Below are 23,611 nucleotides of genomic sequence, written 5' to 3' on the forward strand. Positions count from 1 at the left end.
CATCAAAAACTCACACTATGAAATGGTCCGAATTTAAATCGCAATTAAGTCAATTTCCATCACATCATTTGCAATTCGAAATAACGAAAGACACTTTTGTACATCCTTCTTTTCACATCACCGAGATCAAGCAAGCCAACATTACGTCGGTAGATTGTGGCGGAAAAAAGAACGAATGGACAGAGATTATCGTGCAACTTTGGGAGCCGGAAGTGCTAGAGAATAATCGCTCCATGCAAGTTACCAAAGCACTTTCTATAATCGAATTGGTCGAAAAATCAGTTGCTCTAGATTATAATGCCGCAGTAAAAATTGAATTTGGAAATGCTGTTTTTGAGACCAAACAAATGCTTCCGCAGGAATTCGAAATCAAAAATGACGAACTTATCCTAAAATTGCAAACAGATGCCACGCAATGCAAAGCCATCGATCGCGGAGAAGCTTGCGGCACTCCAAAACCAAAACTTAAAATCACCAATGCATCAGAGAATGTTTGCACACCAGATTCAGGTTGCTGCTAAAGTGTAATCCATGAAAAAACTATCTTTTTTAGACAATTACCTCACACTTTGGATATTCATTGCCATGTTTATTGGCGTGGCTTTAGGCTATTTTTATCCCGCAATATCCACGCACATCAACAGCCTCAGCTCAGGAACTACCAACATTCCTATCGCCATTGGCTTAATCTTAATGATGTATCCGCCACTGGCAAAAGTCAATTATAAATTACTCCCAAAGGTTTTCAAAAACACAAAAATCGTATCCATTTCGCTCGTACTAAATTGGATAATCGGACCTTTTTTGATGTTTTTTCTAGCCATCATTTTCCTAAAAGAATATCCAGAGTACATGATCGGACTAATCCTCATCGGCTTAGCGCGCTGCATCGCCATGGTTTTAGTCTGGAACGATCTCGCACAAGGAAATTCCGAATATGCCGCAGGTTTAGTAGCCCTAAATAGTATTTTTCAGGTTTTTTTCTATAGTTTTTATGTCTGGATTTTCATCACCATTCTACCGCCTTATTTTGGTTTCGACGGCGCGATCGTCGATATTTCCATCGCAACCATCGCTCAAAGTGTGGCCATCTACCTTGGCATTCCTTTTATTTTAGGGTTTTTGAGCCGCGCTATTTTAGTCCGCAGCAAAGGCGAAAACTGGTACAATACCGTATTTATCCCAACCATTTCGCCACTTACTTTAATCGCATTATTGGCCACAATTGTTGTGATGTTCAGTCTAAAAGGAGAACTGATCTTGCAAATCCCAAAAGACATCATCATCATCGCCATTCCCATGCTGATTTATTTCCTACTCATGTTCCTTATTAGTTTCTTCACCACCAAAGCCGTTGGAGCAACCTATGACAAAAATACCGCCGTTTCTTTCACCGCCGCTGGAAACAATTTCGAGCTCGCCATCGCCGTTGCCATTGCGGTGTTTGGCATCAACTCTGGCCAAGCATTTACGGGTGTTATCGGCCCTCTGGTCGAAGTTCCCGCGCTTATCCTCTTGGTAAAAGTCTCCTTTTGGCTCAAGAAAAAGTATTACTAGTTGGGCGTGCCGCCTCCCACGGGGTCGGCGTCGGGCTTTCGGGTCTACACGGTAGCCACCTCTATCCCTCACGCGGCCGCGATTTTCAAAATCACATTTAGATTTTAATTACAACATTATTTTTAGGATCGACCACCATTTTTTGCACTTGTAGTTCGTCCCAAATTTTACTAATTCACACAAATTATTTAGGGGAAATCTCCGCTGGAAAAACAACGAATAAAGTTTCTAACTCTGATTTCACTTATTTAAAAACAAGCAAAATCTCCGCGATTACTTTTTCAAAAATCGTACAACGTATAAACATACCTACAAGGTTAAAAAAAACCTTGCAGGAGATCTTACTTAGCTTTAAAATCATAATTATCGAGAATTTGTGGAATTTGTGGTTAAAAAAAGCTCGCTATTTCCTAGGAAACTTTTGAGCATTCTGATCTTAAAAATAAAAAAAATACACTTAAGGAAATCATACCTACAAGGTTAAAAAAAACCTTGCAGGAGATCGTACGCAACTTTAAAATCAAATAATTAGCAAGAATTTGTGGAATTGTAGTTAACATATTATGAGATAATTTAAAAAAAATCCCAAACTCCAGTGTTAGGAATTTGGGACTTTAAATATTTAAAATCTAACGAAAATTACATCTTCATCAACCAGTTTTTCATCGAAACTTCGTTTTCAATAATTCCAGCCAATTCAGTAATTTTTACGCGATCTTGTTTCATCGTATCTCTGTGACGAATCGTAACCGTTTGGTCTTCGATCGTTTGGTGGTCTACCGTAATACAAAACGGAGTTCCCAATGCATCTTGTCTTCTGTAACGACGACCAACCGCATCTTTCTCATCATAGGCCACATTGAAATCCCATTTTAAATCAGCAATGATTTTATGTGCAATTTCAGGCAATCCATCTTTTTTAACCAATGGCAAAACAGCCGCTTTTGTTGGAGCCAAAACCGATGGTAATTTCAATACAGTTCTAGATGAACCATCTTCTAAAACCTCTTCTTGCAATGAAGTTGCAAAAACAGCCAAGAACATTCTATCCAAACCAACTGAAGTTTCTACCACATAAGGCACATAATTCTGATTCAGTTCTGCATCAAAATACTGTAATTTTCTGCCTGAATGTTGTTCGTGTGCTTTCAAGTCAAAGTCAGTACGCGAGTGAATTCCTTCCAATTCTTTAAATCCAAATGGGAAATTAAATTCGATATCAGTCGCTGCATTAGCATAATGCGCTAACTTTTCGTGATCGTGAAAACGGTAATTTTTTTCTCCTAAACCAAGTGACAAATGCCATTTTAAACGCGTTGTTTTCCAATGTTCGTACCATTTCATTTCGTCGCCTGGACGTACAAAAAATTGCATTTCCATTTGTTCAAATTCACGCATTCTAAAAATAAATTGTCTTGCAACAATTTCATTTCTAAATGCTTTACCTGTTTGGGCAATTCCAAAAGGAATTTTCATACGACCTGATTTTTGTACGTTTGCAAAATTCACAAAAATACCTTGAGCTGTTTCAGGACGCAAAAACAAATCCATTGCTGAATCTGCCGAAGCGCCCAATTTGGTACCAAACATCAAGTTGAATTGACGTACTTCAGTCCAATTTTTTGAACCAGAGTCTGGACAAGCAATTTCTAATTCTTCAATTAAAGATTTAACATCACCCAAATCTTCATTGCCAAGAGAACGACCCATTCTTTCTAGAATTTCGCGTTCTTTCGCTTTGTATTCCATCACACGAGCATTCGTCGTAACAAATTCTTGTTCGTTAAACGCATCGCCAAAACGAGTTCTCGCTTTTTCGATTTCTTTGATCGCTTTTTGATTCAGCTTTTCAGCATAATCTTCAATCAATACGTCAGCTCTATATCTTTTTTTAGAATCTTTATTGTCAATCAATGGGTCGTTGAAAGCGTCAATGTGACCCGAAGCTTTCCAAGTGGTCGGATGCATCAATATTGCAGCATCTAAGCCGACAATATTTTCGTTCATCTGTACCATCGATTTCCACCAATATTCACGGATGTTCTTTTTTAATTCTACTCCATTTTGTGCATAATCATAAACCGCACTTAAACCATCGTAGACTTCGCTCGACGGAAAAATAAATCCGTACTCTTTTGCGTGCGAAACTACATTCTTAAATATATCTTCTTGTTTTGCCATAGTACTGCAAAAATATAAAAAGAACCCTTAAAAAAAAGGAAATAGGCAAAGATTGCTGCGTTGAATTTTATATTTTTATAAATAAATTCTTCCTAAGTATGTGGAAACATCTTTTAAATCTATTTTTTCCGAAAGTTTGCTCCGGTTGTCATGCTTTTTTGATTGCCAACGAAACTGTAATTTGCACCAAATGCAGACACGAAGTTCCACTTACGCAGCATCATCTTCATTCAAAAAATGAAGCTTTTCAAAAGTTTTATGGCAAAATTGATGTTATTCATGCTTCTGCTTTTCTATCTTTTCATAAAAATGGAATCGCACAAGAATTAATTCACCATTTAAAATATAAAAAACAAGAAGAAATTGGCTCTATTTTAGGCAACTGGTATGCCGAAGATTTAAAAGAAATTAAACCTGAAATTCCTTTTGACATTGTAATTCCGGTACCTCTGCATCCAAAAAAACAAAGGGAAAGAGGCTACAATCAAACCACTACTTTTGGAAAAGCGGTAGCCGCAAACTTATCCTTACAGTTTAACGAACAAATTCTTCTTCGCAAAACCTATTCTAAAACACAATCCAAAAAGAATCGTTTGGGTCGAGCCGAAGGAATCGAGAAAGCTTTTGACGTCGTATTTACCGATCAAGATCACAACAAGCACTTTGTCTTAGTAGACGATGTGTTAACTACTGGCGCCACACTAGAAGCTTGTTCGCGCGCTTTGCTTAAAATTCCAGGGGCCAAAATTAGCATCATTTGTATGGCAATGGCCAATTGAACTACCGAATTATTATTTTTCGTACGGTTTTGGAATCTCCATCGATAACGGTTACCAGATAAACTCCAGCCATCTTACGGTTCATCTGTATACTTTCAATAAAATTTGCTCTCCCTTCAAAACGTTGCTCGTACACTTTTCGTCCCAACAAATCATGAATTAAAATTTGAATCTTATTTTCTAAACTGCTTTTAAGTTCTACAGTAAAATTTCCATTGTTCGGATTTGGATATATCGCAAAATCGGCAGTCTCAAACTCTGGATTATCTAAGATAAAATGTTTAGTTGTAATCGTTAAAGAAGCCGAATTTAAAGTTCCTGCATCAGTCGCAAATTGATCCCTAATTCCGAAAGTCCAAATTCCTTGCGCTTCTTTTTCATTAAAGATATTTAAATAATCTGATGGCAATACTTTTTGAAAAACCGCAGATCCACAAGAAATTGCAGCTCCCGAATCGTCATAAATTAAATCTAAAGTAGTAGATGCGCTCGAACAATTTCGATTAAACAATCGCACCACAGTTCCTTGTGGATGCTGAATATACGAATCAACATCAGCAGCATACGAGTGTGTAAAATTCATCTTAACATCTACATCCGCAATTTTATCATTAGCTGCCAAATCGTTTTGAGTATTCGAAGTTGGCGGAACTACAAAGGTCAATTTCGTGTAATTTTTATCTCCATCTGGAATTTGTACTGGTGCTTGAAAGACATAAGTGTTAGTACTAAAAGTTACCGAATAGCCAACAGCAATTGGTTTACTATTTATCGCATAATAAATATTTGCGGTCGGTTCAATCAAAATACGACAATCTGTTCCCTTTATAGTTTGAGGAACTGTAATTACTTGCGAGCCATCGTTTGGCGTATTGGACGCTAAGGTAGTATCATATGTTACGCCGCCATCTGTAGATAACTTAATATTTACGTTAGTTGATCCTGCTAAATTTGTTGTGTTATTAACTGACCAAGTTATGGTTTGCTGGCTCCCATTTTGCCAAGCAATATTCTCTGTGTCTTGAGACGTTATTACAAAAGGTCCCGTATTCGCATTTACGGTAACAACCATGGCATCGGTATTGGTTTGAGCCAAACCTTGCGCAGCATTATCTCTAGCGGTTAAAGTGAAATTTAATGTTCGACCGACCGATGCAACCGATTCCCAAGTAGAGGTCAAAGCTCCAGCGAGCACTTTACTTTGTTCGGGCATATAGCGAATCGCGGTATTTTTAGGTAAAAAAGAACGAAACAAAGGTCCGTCAACTTTTGAAGGAATCGCTTTACTTTGAGCGCCAACCGAAGCGCCAACTGAATCATTTTGTTCCCAACAGTATGTTAGCGAATTCCCATCCGTAGCGGAACCTATTCCTTTTAAAACAAAAGCAGTAGTGATCGGAATCACATAATTGAGACCCGCATCTACAACCGGAGGATCACTAGCAATTGGAGTACTTATAGCACATGATTTTGAGGCTAATTTATTCTGAATTTGTAAAATGCTCACATAAGTAAAATATCCATCAGAAATTTGTTGCACATCATAATCAGAAACACCCGCATAGCCCATTATCGTCGAGCCGCTTCCTGGTTCTACATTTACACCCGTTCCTTCACTTTCAAAAGAAAAAGTATGATTTGCTCCTAATTGGTGTCCCATTTCGTGTGCTACATAATCAATATCAAAACTATCTCCTTCGGGTTTACTATCAGACGGCGAGGTATACGCACTTCCTTTTGCATTCGCATCGGTCGCAAATTTCGGATTTTCGCAAACACAACCAATGCAACCAGCATCACCACCACCGCCCGATCCGCCAAACAAATGACCTATGTCGTAATTCGCATTGCCAATTGTTACCGTTAAGTTTTGTTGCAATTCCAAATTCCAAGCGCCGTCCACTCCAGCACTTGCGTTTGAGTATGGATCCGTAGTTGGATCGGTGTATATTATTTGGTCATTAGTAGCAATTAAAACCAACTTTACAGACAAATCGGTATTAAAAATAGCATTAACTCGTGTCATAGTTGCGTTCATACCCGCGAGAGCACCTTGTTTGGTTCCTCCAAAATAAGCGGTATATTCTGCAGTACTTGAAAGTGCCAAACGCAATGTCTTGAAATTTTTTGTATTAGAAACCGGTTTTGCCGAAGTCTGTAATTTAGAATTTAATGCAACATCCTGCGTTGTACACAGCCAATTGGATTTTTGATTTTTGTTTGAAAAAACTTCGTATTTCTTGGTATTGCGATCTACAGCTTCTATAAAATCGCGTTTGCCGTTGCTTTTAAGGGTCATACTTTGAACACCTATTGGTGAAATGCTAAAATAAATTCGATTCGATTGCTCTTGTAAACTAACACCTTCATACGACTGTATTTCCGGATATTTCGCTTGTAATTCAGGTTCAAAATTAGATGTTTTCCAAACAGAAAAAGATTCTAAAACTCCTTCCGAATTTGGGAACGAAAGTGTAGTCATTTGTTTTTTAGAACTGGTGTTTTTCAATGCGTTCAATCGTTGTTGCAGCAAAACCTCATCCAATTGATAATATATTGACTCACTTGCAGTCAGTCCACGACTGGTTAAAGCCGGAGTAGCTTCTTTTTTCCAAATTAAATCATTCTGGGCATACAATTGTAAACCAGTACAAACAAAAAAAAGGAATAGTAATACTCTTTTCATACAAAATCAATTTCCGTCAAAATTACTTTTATTTTCTTAAAAACACGCGATTTACTAGTTTGCCAAAAAGATTAACAGCTTAATATGCTTAGTATTTACTCCTTTTAACGCTTTTCTTTGCAAAAAATCAATTCGGCTTCTTGCTAAATTTGAATTAGATACCCTAAATTTGCCGCATCTTAAAATAATTGCTTTGAAGATTTTTCATTCTATTAACGATTTTCAGTGTACTAAAAAAACAATACTTACGCTCGGCACTTTTGACGGCGTACATGTTGGGCATAAAACGATTTTAGAAAAACTGACTCAAAGCACCGAAAATGGTTTGTACGAAAGTTTAGTTCTTACTTTTTTTCCGCATCCACGAATGGTGCTTCAAGAAAAATCTGAAATTAAACTGCTCAACACTATTTCTGAAAAAACAGAACTTTTAGCTCAAATTGGTATTCAAAATTTAGTCATTCATCCCTTTGATGAAACTTTTTCGAGATTGACTGCCGAAGAATTTGTAAAAACAATTTTAGTCGATCGTTTTCAAATTCACAAAATTATTATTGGTTACGACCATCGTTTCGGTCGAAATCGAACGGCTAATATTGATGACTTAATAATTTTTGGAGAAGAGTATGGTTTTGAAGTCGAACAAATTTCAGCGCAAGAAATTCATGCTGTTTCAGTAAGTTCAACCAAAATTAGAACGGCTTTGTTGGACGGGAAAATGGAATTGGCTAATGAGTATTTGGGCTATACCTACTTTATTACAGGAAAGGTTGTACAGGGCAAGCAATTGGGCAGAACCATTGGTTTCCCTACTGCAAACATTTTTGTTCCCGAAGATTACAAACTGATTCCAAAAAATGGCGTCTATGTAGTTCAAGCAATTATCGATGAAAAAGTCGTTTATGGAATGATGAATATTGGGTTTAATCCCACGATCGAAGATCAAAATCAGCAAAAAATAGAGGTTCATTTTCTTGATTTTGAAGGTGATTTATATAATGCTACACTGCAAATTTCGATAGTACATTACATACGAGATGAGCAAAAATTCGATTCGATCGAACTATTAACAAAGCAACTACAAAGTGACAAAAAAACTGCAGTAGATTTTCTGCAGCAAATTAATTTGTAATTTTAAAATCGCAGTCCGAGATCTTCCTACTTGTTTTTTTTGTAAATTTATAGCTATCATTCTGTTTATTAATAGAATACAACTATTTAAAAAAGATAATTATGAAACTACCAAAAGAACTTTCCAACGGATTTTTAATATTTCTGGGTATCGCTGTTTATTTTTTAGTACTATCTATTTTAGGTCTCAGTAACTTATTTTACTTGCGATTACTGAATGTTATTTTCATTTTTTATGGTGTGAACCGAACCATACAAATGAACACAAAAAATGGACAAAATGATTTTGTATCCAATGGCGTTTCTGCTATGGCAACGGCGGTCGTTGGAGTATCTTTAAGCGTTTTGGGATTATTAATTTATATCTATGCCAGGGGCGGCGATGCTTTTGTGCCTTTGTTAGCCGAAAGTTTTCTTTTTGGCGGAGATCCTTCTGTTCCTGCCTATTGTATTTCTTTATTGTTTGAAGGACTAGCTTCGGCGGTAATTGTAACTTTAGTGCTGATGTTATATACCAATAATAAATATGCAGTCGACTAATTTCTTTATCTAAAAAACATTCCGTTTGTTTTTTAAGAAAGAGTCCATTGGTACATAAGAACTATTTAACTACTTTTGGAACATCAAAAATAAACGTCGATGAATATCACCAAACATAACTGGACTAAGGAAGAAATTATTGCTATTTACAACAAACCTTTAATGGATTTGCTTTATGAAGCTGCTACAATTCACAGAGCCAACCATGATCCAAATATTGTACAAGTTTCGACTTTACTGTCTATAAAAACTGGAGGTTGTCCCGAAGATTGCGGTTATTGCCCCCAAGCTGCTCGTTATCATACCAAAGTAGAAGGAAACGATTTAATGTCGGTGAGTCAAGTAAAAGCGCAAGCTTTACGGGCTAAAGAAAGTGGCTCCTCTCGTGTTTGTATGGGAGCGGCTTGGAGAAACGTAAAAGATGGAGCAGAATTTGACGATGTTCTAGAAATGGTTCGTACCATTAATAAACTAGACATGGAAGTGTGCTGCACACTGGGAATGTTAACCGAAAATCAAGCACATCGTCTAGCAGAAGCTGGACTATATGCCTACAATCATAATTTAGATACTTCTGAAGAATATTATAAAGAAGTAATTTCGACTCGTGGATTTGAAGATCGTTTAGAAACCATTAATAACGTTCGTAAAACCAATGTTACTGTTTGTAGCGGAGGAATTATTGGAATGGGAGAAAGTATCGAAGACAGAGCAGGAATGTTAGTGGCTTTGGCTACTTTGAATCCGCAGCCAGAATCGGTGCCAATTAATGCTTTGGTTCCGGTGGAAGGAACGCCAATGGAAGATGAAAAGCCGGTTGAAATCTGGGAAATGATTCGCATGGTTGCTACCACTCGAATTATTATGCCCGATACACAAGTGCGTTTGTCTGCTGGAAGAACAAACATGAGTCGCGAAGGACAAGCCATGTGCTTTTTTGCTGGAGCGAATTCTATTTTTGCTGGTGATAAATTACTAACCACACCAAACCCTGACGTAAACGAAGACATGAAAATGTTTGAAATGTTAGGTTTGATTCCGCAAAAACCATTTACAAAAGTAACACAACCTAAAACAGTCGAAGCAGAGAATTCTCAGTTTGCTCCTCTTGGTGAGAAACCAAAATGGTCTCGTCCTGGACATACGATCGAAAGAAATCTAGAAGCTTCTGGAAAGAAATAAAAAGCAAAATTAAAAATTCCCGAGAGTCAAATCTTCGGGAATTTTTTTTTACTTGATTCCGCCAAAAGTGGTGCACGAGTCCAATACTATTTCATCGATTATACAGTTGGTAAAAAATGGATTAGGAATTTCGATTGTACTGACCAATGTGATTAAAAGTTACGAAAATGCTGAACTAGAACTTGTCGAACTGAAACAATCCAATTTATTCACTGACATTTTAATAGCAACATCAAAAAATCGAAACTCAGAAATTGCAGATGCTGCTACCGCTTTCTTGCTAAAGTAAATAATATTGACAGTAAAAAGCCTGATTAATAACTATAAAGAAATGCAAATGATAGTATCGACCAACATACAAACGCCATTAGGAATTGCTCAAATCACTGGAGATGCATTTGGCATTAGCGAAATAAAAATCTCGCAAGATGGCGAAATTTCAACATTAATTCCGCGAGAAATTCAACAAGCTGTGAAGCAAATTCAAGAATATTTTAAAGGTATTCGCACTGAATTTGATTTTAAGATGAATCCGAAAGGCACTGAATTTCAACAAAAAGTTTGGAAGGGCTTACTTGAAATTCCATTTGGCAAAACGATGAGTTACCTCCAACTATCAAAAAAATTAGGTGATCCCAAAGCGATTCGTGCTATTGCGACGGCGAACGGAAAAAATCCGCTTTGGATTGTTGTTCCTTGCCACCGCGTTATTGGCTCCGATGGTTCTTTGACCGGCTATGCTGGCGGTTTGTGGCGTAAACAGTGGCTTTTACAACATGAAAGCTCAAGTAAACAACAAAGTTTATTCTAGCAAAACAAATTCTAATTATCATAAATTTATTTATATTCGTAACGAATTACTTATAATTTCAGCACCAAATACATTCGTTTTAATCTTCATAATCTGCTTTTCCTAAATATGATTGAAAAAATAAACCTCAACCACATTCTTTTCTTGGATATTGAAACTGTTCCAGAAACAGCCGATTTCAATACTTTGGATGCCGAAATGAAATTACTTTGGGAACAAAAAACACAATACCAGCGCAAAGACGAATTTACGCCCGACGAATTTTACAATCGTGCAGGAATCTGGGCCGAATTTGGAAAAATAATTTGTATTTCTGTGGGTTATTTTATCAACAAAGGAGACATTCGAAACTTTAGAGTCACGTCTTTTTTTGGTGAAGAAAAAAAAATATTACATGATTTCTCCAACTTACTGCACAATCATTTCAACCAACCGCAACATGTACTTTGTGGACACAATGCCAAAGAATTCGATATTCCGTTTATTGCCAGACGAATGATTATCAATCAACTTCCTATTCCAAACAAACTAAATTTATTTGGTAAAAAACCTTGGGAGATTCCGCATCTCGATACGTTAGAATTATGGAAATTTGGCGATTACAAACATTATACTTCGCTTAAATTATTGACCAAAATTTTGAATATTCCTTCGCCGAAAGACGATATCGATGGTAGCGAAGTGGCGCACGTTTATTATGTCGAGAAGGATATTGATAGAATTGTTACCTATTGCGAAAAAGACACGATTGCCGTAGCCCAGATTTTCCTTCGATTGAGAAGAGAAGATCTATTGATTGATGCTGAGATAATTCACGTTTAAGAAACGCAATTTTATATTCGAATGTATTCTGTCTTTAAAAAATGAACCAATCGCCGTTCTATTTTTTACAAATATGATTGCTATATCCATTGATTTTTTGATATTGCAATTGTTCTTGATTGCTTACATTTACAAAAATTATAAATTATGGTATTAAGTAGATTTTGGCTTGTAATTTTTATATCGTCAATTTTATTTGTGGTGGTTAGTTTGTTTTCGGGCAGCACGTATACCATTGATTATGTTTTAAATGGCGAAAAAGGCGATCCTATTTTAATATCTGAACAATACATAGACCAAGTTCCCGCTTTTGTTCGCGACAGCATTCAACTGAAGGAGAACAAAACCATGATCGTCAATCGTGATCTATCCAATGTTGACACTACTTACGTTTATAAGAACAAAACGGTACAAATTTACAGCGGCGTTCAAAAATCAGATGGTTTGTTGGCAACTTGTAAAAGCAGTTTGGTCGATATCATTATTCCGCTTATCGCCTACTTGGCCTTCTTTTGTGGCTTGATGGAGTTACTAATTATTTCTGGCGTGTCTGGCAAATTAGCCAAAGTATTGAGTCCCGTTTTTATAAAAGTTTTCCCTAGCATTCCTAAAAATCACCCTTCGATTTCCTATATGACGCTAAATTTTGCCGCTAACTTTTTAGGTTTAGATTCTGCCGCAACTCCTTTTGGTTTGAAAGCCATGGAAAGTTTGCAAGAACTGAATCCAGACAAAGATCGGGCAAGTGATGCCCAAATTATGTTTATGTGTTTGCATGCCTCGGGTTTAACTTTAATTGCAACTTCTATTATTGGTTACCGCGCTGCAGCGGGTTCTAGCAACCCTGCTGATGTAATGTTGCCTTGTATCATTACTTCGTTTATTGGTACCATTGCTGCTTTTATTATTGTGGGAATCAAACAAAAAATCAACTTTAAAAGTGCCTCTTTGGTTATTGGTTTAATGACTCTAATTGGTGCCATCATCGGTTTGTTGATGTATGTAAACCATTTGGATTTAATCGGAAAAAACTATTTTACTTCTAATTTATCTGGCTTAATTTTGCTTGCTATTATTGGATTTACTTTGATTTTCGCGTTTCGCCATGAGAAAAAATTTGCCGATGCAAATACGACCGTTTTTGATTCATTTGTAGTAGGCGCAAATAATGGGGTAAAAACAGGAGTGACTATTTTTCCTTATGTTTTGGGAATGTTGGTAGCGATTTCTCTTTTTAGAAATAGTGGTTTATTCGATATCATCAGTAACGGATTGGCTTTTGTTTTCTCCAATTTAGGGGTCAACAAACAAATTATCGATGCGTTGCCAGTGGCGTTGTTACGACCATTTAGTTCAGCAGGATCAAGAGGATTTTTGATTGATTCAATGAATACTTTCGGTGCAGATTCAATGACAGGAAGGTTAAGCAGTATTTTTCAATGTAGTGCTGAAAGTACCTTTTATGTGATTGCTGTTTATTTTGGTTCCATAAATATTAAAAATACGCGTTATGCTCTAACTACAATGCTATTAGTGGATTTAATCTGTGTAATCACTGCTATTTTTGTAGCGAGTTGGTTTTTTTAAAATCATCTTAAAACGCTATATTTGCCAACCAATAACAAATTAAAAATTATGAAATATTCATTCTTAGCTTTAGTTGCTGTACTGTTTTTTTCTTGCAAAAATAAAGAAGCTGATACTACTTTTGATGGCGTTGATTACGCTGCTAAAAACGAAGTTGAAATCGTCAAATACATTGCTGACAATAATTTAGAAGCAACACGCAGCGATTCTGGTTTATATTATGTAATTAATGAAGAAGGAACAGGCAAGAAACCAAGTGCTTCTAGTAACGTAACTGTGGCTTATAAAGGTTATTTTACAGATAAAAAAGTATTTGATGAAAGTCAACCCGAAGGGATTTCTTTTGGATTGAACCAAGTTATTAAAGGATGGACCGAAGGTATTCCGTATTTTAAAGAAGGTGGAAATGGTATTTTATTAGTACCTTCTCAATTAGGTTATGGAAGTGCAGATCGTGGGCCAATTCCTGGAGGATCAGTTCTTGTTTTTGAAGTAAAACTATTGTCGGTTAAGTAACCGATTTGAAATAAAAATAAGAAAAGCTACAGCAACCTTTGGTCTCTGTAGCTTTTTTTAGTGCTTACTACGAAAGTTAAATCGCTTTAAAACTTAAACTCTACTGTGGTATAAAACCCAATTGGATCTGACGGTATAATTCCGGGACCAGGATAACCAGTCGCTCTTCTTGTAAAATAACTGTTGTCGGTAAAATTGGTTACTCCTGCTTCAAGCTTAAAACGATTCCATTTGTAAGAAGCCGAAATGTCTGCTACGTAATACGCTGGTATTTGACCCGAAGTTCCATTGCTAATTGCATTTGCTCCCACTTTTGAATTGGTCGCATCAGTAAATTGAGATGAAACGTAAGAACACTGAATACTTGCCATAAAGTTTTTATAGCCAATTCCAGTTCCCACTTTCAAATTCACTAACGGCACAAATTCCACTTCTTTCCCTTTTATAGTAGCCTCTTTCGATTTTAAATAATCCGAGCCCGTAAAAGCAACGTTAGTAAAAACATTCCACAAGAAATCATCTGAATTAGGAACCAAAGTTTCGGCAATGTTCCAATTTAATAACGTTTCAAAACCGTACGTCAAAGCAGTACCAATGTTGTCGCGGTAACGAAAAAATATTCCGCCAATTTCTGTATTGTACTCGCCGATTTTATCGTTGTAGTATAACGCATAAACACTCGAGTCGAAACTCAATTGATTGCCTATTTTTCCACGAATACCAACATCCGAGGTGTACCCTTTCTCATCAGAGATATCGGGTGCAATTGCTTGATTAGAGTTTACAGTTCGAATATCGTTAAAAGTGACCGAACGGTAATTTTGAGAAATATTTCCATACACCTCTAAACCATTTTTAGGTTTGTAACTCAATCCAACTCCTAACAAAATAAATTTACGATCTTTGATATTATCTTCATAAATGGTTTCGTCTAAAATAATATTTCCTGCAAAATCACGATTTATTTTTCGGTACGAACCATCGGCCTCTGTTTTTATTTTTTCGATTCTAAAGCCCGGAGTTACCGAAAATTTTGAACTGAGTTTAAATATATTTTCTCCAAATACTGAAAAGTTTAAATTCGGATAACGATAATCGGATTGATTTTCATAAAATGGAAATTCATTCGTAGCTAAATTAAAATTAGCATCACTGCCCGAACTTCCCGGTCCTTGAATTCCGCTATTATTGGATTGGTAATATTTTGCTCCAATTAAAAAAGCGCTTGAATTCCCATGGATCGTATATTTTTTAAGATAACGTGCTTCGGCTCCCCAATTAACAAAATCTCCTGTGATTAAATCTCGAACTGTTCCATCAGTATCGGCAGTGGTCACCCGATTAGGACGAAAACCAACCGTTTTTCGGCTCGCATCTAAACCAAATAATTGCAATGAAAAATCGGCGTCGTGTTCAAAATGATGTTTGAAACGCAAAGCAAATAAATTCCAATCGACTGCAAACCAGTTGCGAGCGCGATTGCTTTGCTTAGGATTTTCAGCAAACATTTCATCCGTTAAACCACCGGCTTGCTGCGCCAAATAATTAAAATAAGTATAATCAAAATGTAACGACGTGTTTTTGGTAAACTGGTAATTTAAGTTCGCAAAATAATTCTTGCTTTCAAATTCAGAATTCGGTCTAAAACCATCTCCTTTTTTATAATTGAAAAAAGTGTAATAACTGAATTTTCGCGTCGTTCCACTCAAACTCGTGAAATTGGTAAACAATCCATTGGAACCAACTGTATTTCTAGTTAAAAGCTGAATCGGTTGCTCTACTGGTTTTTTAATTTTAAAATTAACCAAACCCCCAAATTGTGTTCCGTATTGTAATGAAGCGGCACCGCGAATTACCTGAATTTCTTCTAATGCTTCGGTTGGAGTCGCATAATAGCTTTCGGGATAACCCAAAACATCGGCACTAATATCATAATCATTTTGACGCGTATTGAAGTTAGAAGTACGATTGGGATTTAGTCCACGACCACCAATACTCAATTGTAAACCGCCGTCTGAGCTTTCGTTGATCGTTAAACCAACGACTTGCGCATAAATTTGTCTGGCATTATTGGTCGCTTTATTTGCTGTAAGATTAGCAACTGCAATGACCTCGGTCTTTTTTCCCGCGTAAATTGCAGTTTCTTCGATGTCTTTGAGTTTGTGCAAGGTAAAGACTTTCGAGCGCTCTTTACTAATAACCACTTCTGAAAGTGAATTCATGGCGCGCAACGTGACCGTGACATTGGTCGCCGGTGCTTCTATAATTTCATCAGAAATCGCATAATTATCTTTGTAAAAAGCAAAAGAATAGCTGCCGCTTTGCGGAACTAGCATTTCAAAAAAACCATTCGCATCAGTTAGTACTTTTTGCTGAGCGCTTGTGTTAATTACCTCAACGAAAGCAATTGTTTTTCCTAAATCATCTTTTACAACACCGGAAATTGTGGCTTGTGAAAAAACGTTTGCAGAAAGTAACAGCAGAGCAAAGAAACTAAAACCCTTTGATAGTGTCGTTAAATGGAAGAATCCATGTTTTGTGTTGAAACGATTCATGTTCTTTGGCTAAATTTATATTTGAATCAATGTAGGGTTTACTCAATCTTCCGTTTAAAGCGACATAACTGTCTACGTAAACTTCGGGATCTGTAACTCCTGTTTTTTTATAATAATCGTGTAAGAAATGTGCGTATTCTAAAATAAAATCGGGCTGAAAACCCATTTGTTTTTCCTGAAAAGTATTGAGAAATTGGCTGTTACTTACAAAAAACTCTTCTTTCGTTTTGGCATCAACGACTCTAAACTGGGAGTAACCCGCTTTCTCCATCAGCATGACGCGCCATGAAAATCGAAAACCCTCTTCTGTCCAAAATAATTCGTCTGGATAGGTCATGTATCGAAAGGGAAAGACTATTTGAAAAAGTAAAAAAAGACTTAAAAAAGACCATTTGACTTGATTGACAAAAGTTGATTGTTGCACTAAAGTTTTCCCGTTTTCGAAAATAGACCAATTCAGCTGAAACCATTTTGACAGTCGTTCTAGTATTTTTTGATGAAAATTAGAATCAAAAAACACTAAAGTGCTCACGATCATGATGTACGGAAAAACGCCAATTGGAAATAATACTTTGGTTAAAACATGAAAAATAACAACTAGAATAAAAGCAAACCAGCGCGTGCGCTTATATAGTAATAAAAACGGAATGCATAAATCATAAATCATCCCGCTCCAGCTAAAAGCAAAATGCACCCAATTCTCATTGAGTAAACTTCCTAAAAATGGCAAGTTCGGATTTGTTGGAAGCCAAATTTTTAACGGCATTGCACGAAACAACCAATCGGAATTGATCTTTGCCAAACCAGCATAAAAATAAACGATTCCTAATAAAAGCTTTAAGATATCAGTGGTCCACCGCGGAATAAATTGGTATGCTTTTGTCGGGTTTCGATACGCATCAATCGAAAAAAAAGCATTCGCAGGCAAAAATATAAGTATGAAACTTACAATCGAAATAAAATAATAATGATTTAGGTAGGTCGTTTTATCCATCAATTCGATGTAGGTAAAACTCAGAAAAAAAAGAACCGCTGACAATCGATATCTGTAACCAACCGCAACGCCTAAAGCCGAAATAAATGCAAGTGCAAAAATACCGTACGTATACATTCCGATTGGTTTGACCCATTCAAAACCGTAATATGAAAAATGAAATAATGGTTGAATATAAAATCTATCGATCCAGCCATAACTCATAAAACGCAACAAACTCAAACACATCATTAAACCAAACGCTAGCCTAAAAAAAGCTAGCGTTGTGGCAGATGTACTTTGGGTACAATATATTTGAATTTTTTTAAACATAACTAATCTCCGTCGCCATCTACATAATCAATCGTAATATTTAGCGCTTGCGTCATATCTAATTTAGTGTAAATCACTTGTTTTTGCATAACATCGTAAGCCATTAACATTTTAGAATTATCGGTAGTAACTTGATTTGAAAAGCTATCTGATAATGCTGAATTGCTGCTAAAAATAGCATCGTATTGCTTATCTATTGTCGTTCCTAAAAGCTGACCATCTCGTTCTGCTTTTACATATTCTAAAAACGATTTTAAGCTCGCACCAACGGTTTCAGATTTGTACTGTTTGCCGTTAAAGAAATCACGAGAAGCTTGAAGTGCTGTATTTAATAATATTTTTGAAACATCATTTTTATAAAAAGCTTCTACCTTCTCTGGAAACTTAGTTCCGTTTGAAAATTTTCCAGCAGGAAATCCAACTTTACCCGTACGAATATCTTTTTCAAAATTCTTTACAAAAGCATTTGTAGTAGTGCTAACTGCACTGGTTACTGAAGTTCCGCTGTTTTTAACATAAGCATCACGATAACCCGTTTTCCAATCGTTTAATACAATTGCGTTGTTTTCTTTTAGCTTGGCAATTACATCGTTTAAATATTTTTTATACTTAGTCGCACTTGCACTAGTCGTGTAAAAACTAAGTAGCATTGTATCGTCGGTTCCCAAACCATTTAATAAATAATCGACAGCAGGAAATCCTTGTTTTACATACTGCGACAATAAGCTTAAATTGTATGTGCCTGTACTAATGTTTGACTCGATACCTGCAGCGTCTGTAGGATAGGTATTGCTGCTACTCACCAAATGAATTTCGTCTGCCTTTCCAAAATTATAAATAGCAACATATTGGTAGGCTTTGTAAGCATCTAACCAAGCAATTCGTACCGCTGCCAAAGTAGCATCGGTCGGCATGTTTGTAAACGCTGTCGCTGCATTTTCTAATGCTACGATTTGTTGTTGATACCCTTCGTAACTCGGAATAATAATATTATCTGCCCAGTTGGTTAGAAGTGCTGTTCTATTAAAACTATCTGGTTTCGTAGTGGCCTCATCGTCTGACCCTCCCGAAGAGCAGGCGGCAATAAAACCAATTCCTAACAGTAAAAAAACTAATTTCTTCATTGTAATAAATTTTGGCAAAAATACAAAAGGTATTTAAGTTATGTGTATTTATTCTAAATTAATTTACAGTTGCTGCTTGTGCTACTGTAAAATCAAACTTAGTGGCTATTTTCGCAGAAACAGCATCTAATTTTGGCGTTAATGTATCAATATCCCAAAGACCATTTTCTCCGCTTGTTAGAGTTTCTAACATAGCATCTACCTCATCTTTAGTAAAATACGGTGCATTTGTAGCCGGGTTATTGGTATAGCGCAGACACATAATAAAACCATAGGCTTCAGACAAGGCATGAAATGCTTTGGCACCTTTATCGGTAACTAACTTAGACTTTCCTTCTTGCAAATAATAAACTGCACGAACAGCAGGAACTAAGGCTAGGTTTTCTTTGATAATCTTTATTTGCGCATTTCTAGTTTCATAGTCATTACCAACAATAGCTGCTCTACCTTTTATAAATGCTTTTTCAATTTTTTCTTTCACTGTAGAAAAATCTTGATCAGCATTTACCTGATTGATGTAGCTGCTCCAAAATTTATATGTTTTGTTTTCGCCGCTATTGCTATCACCACCGTAAACGTAGCCATAAGCTTCGTCCCAATAATGTTCCATTGTGGTGTAGTTTTTTGCCTCTTCAAATATTTTTTTTGTGTTATTTTCTCTATTCGAAGCTTCATCTAATTTCTTTGCACTTAAATAATTATTCGAAATTTGGTCTAAAAATGAAGCACCCATCATTCCTTTTAATAACACTTGCTGCGGCTCTAGTCCGTTTGCTGCAAATAAGCGCTTGCTGCTTCCGTCCAAATATACTCCAGCTGCTCCGGCAGCTGCTGCATTACCTTGACTCGCTAAATTTCCATCTGAAAAAGTACTTTCAAAAAATTCACGGGTCTGTGTTTGTTCGATAGAAGTACCTCCTCCAGCATTTAACGTAAAATATTCATAAGAAGCAGCTGTTTTGTTTTTTAACTGTTTTCCAGAAGCATTTAATCCATTACCAGTAAAGGGGCTGTTGGTATTACTGTACATATTTGTCAATAAATCGGTTGACAAAGTTGTTCCGTTAGCAGCAGCTGTTTTAAATACACCACCCATTTCTTCTAACATAAAAATACGCTCACTTTGACCTGAATACGAAACTGTTGAAGCGCTATTGCGTTCAAAAGTGTAGGTTGTTGGTACTGCATACTCATTTTGTTGTATCAAATTGTCATCATTATCTGAACATGCTGTAAACGCCAAAATTGATAAAGAAATCACTGCTGCCGAATAATTTTTAAGTTTCATATATGCCTTATTAAGATTTAATTAAAATAATTTCGACAAAGTTATTTATAATATTGAAAACTGCAAGTATTATTTAGAATTAATCTAACTAAAAATTAATTTGACGAAATTATGTTTGATTGTTTTTGTTGTTTTAACACTTATTTTTATATTTGCCACTCTTTAATTAATCTAAATAACAATAGTAATGAGTAAAATATTTTTCAGATTAGCTTCTCTATTTATCGCGGGTATTGCAATTAGTTCGTGTTCAGACGACAACAATACAAGCGAAAATGAGCAAATGGTAACCAAAAAACAAGTCATCGAAAATTATGCAGATATGGCTTATGCCAATTACAAGCAAGCATATGATGATGCTGTTCTTTTAGAGAAAGCAATTGCAACTTTTACAGCAAGTCCAACCGCAGCTAATTTTTCTGCAACACAAGCAGCATGGAAAATTTCTCGAGAAAGTTACGGAACTACCGAAGCTTTTCGTTTTGCCAACGGTCCAATTGACGGAGATGATAATGGTCCAGAAGCACTTTTAAACGCATGGCCTTTAGACGAAAATTACATTGATTATGTTGACAATAATGGCGTTCCTACCGAAGGTGGAATCATTAATGATTTTACCGGATTTCCAACAATAGATAAAGAATTATTACTTGATTTGAACGAAAATGGCGGTGAAAAAAACATTAGTGTTGGATACCATGCCATTGAATTTTTATTGTGGGGACAAGATTTAACCGCACCATCTGAGAAAAAAGCAGGTTTAAGACCTTTTACTGATTATGTAGTAGGTGGAACTGCAAAAAACCAGAAGCGCAGGGCTGAATATTTGAATGTTTGTGCGGATCTATTGACCGACAATTTGGATTATTTGGTAAACCAATGGAAGATTGGTGGCGCTTACAGATCCGAATTTTTGGCATTACCAGAAAACACGGCTTTAAAAAATATGTATTTAGGAATTACGACTTTAGTTTCTGCTGAATTACCAGTAGAGCGCATGCAAGTTGCCTTAGAAAATGCAGATCAAGAAGACGAGCATTCTTGTTTCAGTGACAATACACATCGTGACATTGCTTTAAATTTACAAGGAGCCATTAACGTATACCAAGGAAAATATGGTGCAATTAACGGTGCGTCTTTAGCAGATTTAGTACAAGAATCGGATGCAACCGCTTATACAGAAACAGAGGCTTCACTAAAAGACGCACAAGCAAAAGTAGCTGCCATGTTAACACCTTTTGACTTAGCAATTTCGGCTGGACCTAATTCAACTGAAGGTAAAAAAGTTGCCGCGGCAGCATCGCAAATTAAAGTTTTTGGAAAAAATCTTTTAGCTGGAGCTGCTAAAATTGGAATCACAGTTAACGGAGTACTTTAATTATTCCCTCAATACCATAAAGTGTTCTTTTTCTACAACACTTTATCTGCATTTATTATGAAAAAACTGTTCAAAATTATTTTTACTCTAAGTGTTTTCACTTTAACAAGTTGCAGCGATCACGACGAGAAGTATGTGCCGCTAGAAGCCGAAGCAGATGAACAATATGCTGGTGGCGATTATAGTGTATTCAATACTTCCGAAGAAGCATTTGGTTTTGCAGGAACAATGCTAACCAACGCAGAGCAAATCGATTTTGGTGTGGGTAATTCTCTCTTTCGACAAAGTTGGGTTTCTGCACCGTCGTCCACTACAGCTCGCGATGGTTTAGGTCCGTTTTTTAATGCCGTGTCCTGTGCCAATTGTCATTTTAAAGATGGCCGCGGCAGACCACCAGCTTTTGATGGTGAAAAAGCACGCGGTTTATTGTTGCGTTTAACGACCGAAGGCAATTATTTGGATGGTACCGATTTTGGCGATCACATTTATGGTGGACAATTACAAGACAGTTCGATTTTAGGACATGTTGCCAAAGGTTCGTATACCATCACCTATCAAACCACTATCGAAAATTTTGCGGACGGTTCAACTGTAGAATTGAGAAAACCGATCTATCATATTACTAATTTAGGATACGGCGATATGTCTGCTAATGCTCGCATTTCGCCGCGAATAGCACCACAAATGGCCGGTTTAGGATTGTTAGAAGCGGTTAGCGAAAGTACTATTTTGGCTTTCGCCGATGAAAATGACAACAATAAAGATGGGATTTCAGGAAGACCCAACTATGTGCATGACGTTTTATCTGAATCCACACAATTGGGACGTTTTGGATGGAAGTCAAACCAACCCAACATTCGGCAGCAAGTCGCTGCAGCATTTTCTGGAGATATGGGAATTACTTCCTATTTATTTCCGAATGAAAATTGTCCTCCTGGAGTCGATTGTGATGCCATTCCGAACGGTGGAACGCCCGAAATAACAGACCTCAATTTAGATCGCGTTGCGGTCTATTCAAGCACATTGGCAGTACCTGCACGAAGAAATTATAGAGATCAAAATGTACTGGAAGGAAAAAAAACATTCGAAACATTGCAATGTACGAGCTGTCACATTCCTAAAATGCAAACCGGCAACACACATACTATTGTTTCGTTGCGCAACCAAACCATTCGACCGTACACCGATTTGCTGCTTCATGACATGGGAGAAGGCTTAGCGGATAATGCCAAAGATTTTAAAGCGACAGGAACCGAATGGCGTACACAACCGTTATGGGGAATTGGTCTAATTCAAACCGTCAATAAACATACGTACTTGCTGCATGATGGTCGTGCTAGAAATGTGGAGGAGGCTATTTTATGGCACGGTGGTGAAGCCCAAAAAAGTAAAGAAAATTACAAAAAGCTTTCATTAAAAGAACGTCAAGACTTACTTGCCTTTATTAATTCATTATAAAAAAGGGGATTCAATACCGAATCCCCTTTTTTTATAGCAATTTGACGTACAAATTAGAAGCAATTTTGTTGGAGATATCCAGCTCCTTTTGGTCTACTTTTATTTTGAGAGACAAATCAAACGATTCTCGCGATATAAATTCGATGGTAGAACCCAAAGCAATTTCTTGTTTATCAAGGTATTTTAAAAATGCAGACGAGGTGTCTTTAACACCCACACAGATTCCTTTTTGATCCTGCCCTAAGTCCGAAAGCAATTGTTTTTCTACCGCAACAATTCTTCCGTTCGCATCTGGAATTGGATCACCATGAGGATCTTCAGTTGGATTTCCTAAAAAATCGTCTAGCTTATTGATAAGTTGCTCCGATTTGATGTGCTCTAATTGTTCGGCAATTTCATGCACTTCATCCCAAGAAAAATCTAATTTTTCAACTAAAAAAACTTCCCATAAACGATGTTTGCGAACAATCATCTTTGCAGCTAACTTTCCGTTTTCAGTAAGTGAAACTCCTTGGTATTTTTTATAATTTACCAAGTCTTTGTCCGCCAATTTTTTCAGCATATCCGTAACCGAGGAAGCTTTAGTCTCCATCATTTCGGCAATGGCGTTGGTGCTAACTTCTGCTTGCGCAACACTAGTAAGATGATAAATTGATTTAAGGTAATTTTCTTCTGAAAAAGTCATTCTTTTTATAAATTTTGAGGCACTA

General features: G+C 36.6%; 20 protein-coding genes. 13 read left to right on the forward strand and 7 right to left on the reverse strand.

The window, feature by feature from the left end; all coding sequences use genetic code 11:
• The first annotated feature begins 17 nt into the window (after window positions 1–17).
• Entirely contained in the window at window positions 18–521 is a 504-nt protein-coding gene (locus tag AP058_RS13185) for a DUF6428 family protein (protein WP_157492728.1), read from the forward strand.
• 10 nt (window positions 522–531) lie between these two features.
• Window positions 532–1,557: an ACR3 family arsenite efflux transporter gene (arsB, locus tag AP058_RS13190; protein WP_066311758.1), complete on the forward strand. Its 1,026-nt coding sequence runs from the start codon at window positions 532–534 to the stop codon at window positions 1,555–1,557.
• Window positions 1,558–2,196: 639 nt separating this feature from the next.
• Here arsB and AP058_RS13195 read toward each other — a convergent pair.
• Window positions 2,197–3,738 carry a glycine--tRNA ligase gene (locus AP058_RS13195; protein ID WP_066311760.1) on the reverse strand — a complete coding sequence of 514 codons (1,542 nt, stop codon included), beginning with the start codon at window positions 3,736–3,738 and terminating at the stop codon, window positions 2,197–2,199.
• A 98-nt stretch (window positions 3,739–3,836) separates the two neighbouring features.
• Between AP058_RS13195 and AP058_RS13200 the strand changes: the two genes are divergently transcribed.
• Window positions 3,837–4,517, forward strand: coding sequence for a ComF family protein (locus AP058_RS13200; RefSeq protein ID WP_066311766.1), 681 nt, complete (start codon window positions 3,837–3,839; stop codon window positions 4,515–4,517).
• A gap of 1 nt (window position 4,518) precedes the next feature.
• Here AP058_RS13200 and AP058_RS13205 read toward each other — a convergent pair whose 3' ends face one another.
• The gene (locus AP058_RS13205; RefSeq protein WP_066311767.1) at window positions 4,519–7,203 is read right to left on the reverse strand and encodes a reprolysin-like metallopeptidase; all 2,685 of its coding nucleotides are present in this window, start codon (window positions 7,201–7,203) and stop codon (window positions 4,519–4,521) included.
• 193 nt (window positions 7,204–7,396) lie between these two features.
• Here AP058_RS13205 and AP058_RS13210 point away from each other — a divergent pair, with 193 nt between their 5' ends.
• The 8 genes from AP058_RS13210 to AP058_RS13245 all read left to right on the forward strand — a co-directional run bounded on the left by AP058_RS13210 (window position 7,397) and on the right by AP058_RS13245 (window position 13,792).
• Window positions 7,397–8,335 carry a bifunctional riboflavin kinase/FAD synthetase gene (locus tag AP058_RS13210; protein ID WP_066313436.1) on the forward strand — a complete coding sequence of 313 codons (939 nt, stop codon included), beginning with the start codon at window positions 7,397–7,399 and terminating at the stop codon, window positions 8,333–8,335.
• A gap of 101 nt (window positions 8,336–8,436) precedes the next feature.
• Complete coding sequence (locus AP058_RS13215) at window positions 8,437–8,874, forward strand: hypothetical protein (protein WP_066311769.1); 438 nt, start codon at window positions 8,437–8,439, stop codon at window positions 8,872–8,874.
• Window positions 8,875–8,973: 99 nt separating this feature from the next.
• Window positions 8,974–10,056 carry a biotin synthase BioB gene (gene bioB / locus AP058_RS13220; RefSeq protein ID WP_066311770.1) on the forward strand — a complete coding sequence of 361 codons (1,083 nt, stop codon included), beginning with the start codon at window positions 8,974–8,976 and terminating at the stop codon, window positions 10,054–10,056.
• A gap of 52 nt (window positions 10,057–10,108) precedes the next feature.
• Window positions 10,109–10,345, forward strand: coding sequence for a LysR family transcriptional regulator substrate-binding protein (locus AP058_RS13225; protein WP_066311771.1), 237 nt, complete (start codon window positions 10,109–10,111; stop codon window positions 10,343–10,345).
• Between the two features lie 51 nt (window positions 10,346–10,396).
• Window positions 10,397–10,867 carry a methylated-DNA--[protein]-cysteine S-methyltransferase gene (locus tag AP058_RS13230; RefSeq protein ID WP_066313445.1) on the forward strand — a complete coding sequence of 157 codons (471 nt, stop codon included), beginning with the start codon at window positions 10,397–10,399 and terminating at the stop codon, window positions 10,865–10,867.
• Between the two features lie 108 nt (window positions 10,868–10,975).
• Window positions 10,976–11,689, forward strand: a complete 714-nt coding sequence (locus AP058_RS13235; protein ID WP_066311773.1) for a 3'-5' exonuclease — start codon at window positions 10,976–10,978, stop codon at window positions 11,687–11,689.
• Between the two features lie 147 nt (window positions 11,690–11,836).
• Window positions 11,837–13,276: a nucleoside recognition domain-containing protein gene (locus AP058_RS13240; RefSeq protein ID WP_066311778.1), complete on the forward strand. Its 1,440-nt coding sequence runs from the start codon at window positions 11,837–11,839 to the stop codon at window positions 13,274–13,276.
• 48 nt (window positions 13,277–13,324) lie between these two features.
• Window positions 13,325–13,792, forward strand: coding sequence for an FKBP-type peptidyl-prolyl cis-trans isomerase (locus tag AP058_RS13245; protein WP_066311780.1), 468 nt, complete (start codon window positions 13,325–13,327; stop codon window positions 13,790–13,792).
• A gap of 86 nt (window positions 13,793–13,878) precedes the next feature.
• On the opposite strand, the gene AP058_RS13250 is transcribed toward AP058_RS13245, so the two are convergent.
• The 4 genes from AP058_RS13250 to AP058_RS13265 are packed head-to-tail and all read right to left on the reverse strand — an operon-like array spanning window position 13,879 to window position 20,065.
• A complete protein-coding gene (locus AP058_RS13250) occupies window positions 13,879–16,347 on the reverse strand; it encodes a TonB-dependent receptor (protein ID WP_082706663.1) in 2,469 nt (822 codons plus the stop codon).
• Window positions 16,286–17,653: an HTTM domain-containing protein gene (locus AP058_RS13255; RefSeq protein ID WP_066311782.1), complete on the reverse strand. Its 1,368-nt coding sequence runs from the start codon at window positions 17,651–17,653 to the stop codon at window positions 16,286–16,288. Before AP058_RS13255 ends, AP058_RS13250 begins: the two co-directional genes overlap by 62 nt.
• A gap of 2 nt (window positions 17,654–17,655) precedes the next feature.
• Entirely contained in the window at window positions 17,656–18,777 is a 1,122-nt protein-coding gene (locus AP058_RS13260) for an imelysin family protein (RefSeq protein ID WP_066311784.1), read from the reverse strand.
• Between the two features lie 58 nt (window positions 18,778–18,835).
• On the reverse strand, window positions 18,836–20,065 hold the full coding sequence (locus tag AP058_RS13265) for a DUF4856 domain-containing protein (RefSeq protein ID WP_066311787.1): 1,230 nt from the start codon (window positions 20,063–20,065) through the stop codon (window positions 18,836–18,838).
• Window positions 20,066–20,252: 187 nt separating this feature from the next.
• Between AP058_RS13265 and AP058_RS13270 the strand changes: the two genes are divergently transcribed.
• Window positions 20,253–21,443: an imelysin family protein gene (locus tag AP058_RS13270; RefSeq protein WP_066311789.1), complete on the forward strand. Its 1,191-nt coding sequence runs from the start codon at window positions 20,253–20,255 to the stop codon at window positions 21,441–21,443.
• A 57-nt stretch (window positions 21,444–21,500) separates the two neighbouring features.
• On the forward strand, window positions 21,501–22,901 hold the full coding sequence (locus AP058_RS13275) for a di-heme oxidoredictase family protein (RefSeq protein WP_066311791.1): 1,401 nt from the start codon (window positions 21,501–21,503) through the stop codon (window positions 22,899–22,901).
• 31 nt (window positions 22,902–22,932) lie between these two features.
• Here the strand turns inward: AP058_RS13275 and AP058_RS13280 are convergent, their stop codons facing one another.
• Window positions 22,933–23,586 (reverse strand): metal-dependent transcriptional regulator, encoded by a 654-nt coding sequence (locus tag AP058_RS13280; RefSeq protein ID WP_066311797.1) that lies wholly within the window; start codon window positions 23,584–23,586, stop codon window positions 22,933–22,935.
• Between the last annotated feature and the right edge of the window lie 25 nt (window positions 23,587–23,611).

It is taken from the genome of Flavobacterium sp. TAB 87 (assembly GCF_001529295.1).
Classification (GTDB): Bacteria; Bacteroidota; Bacteroidia; order Flavobacteriales; family Flavobacteriaceae; genus Flavobacterium.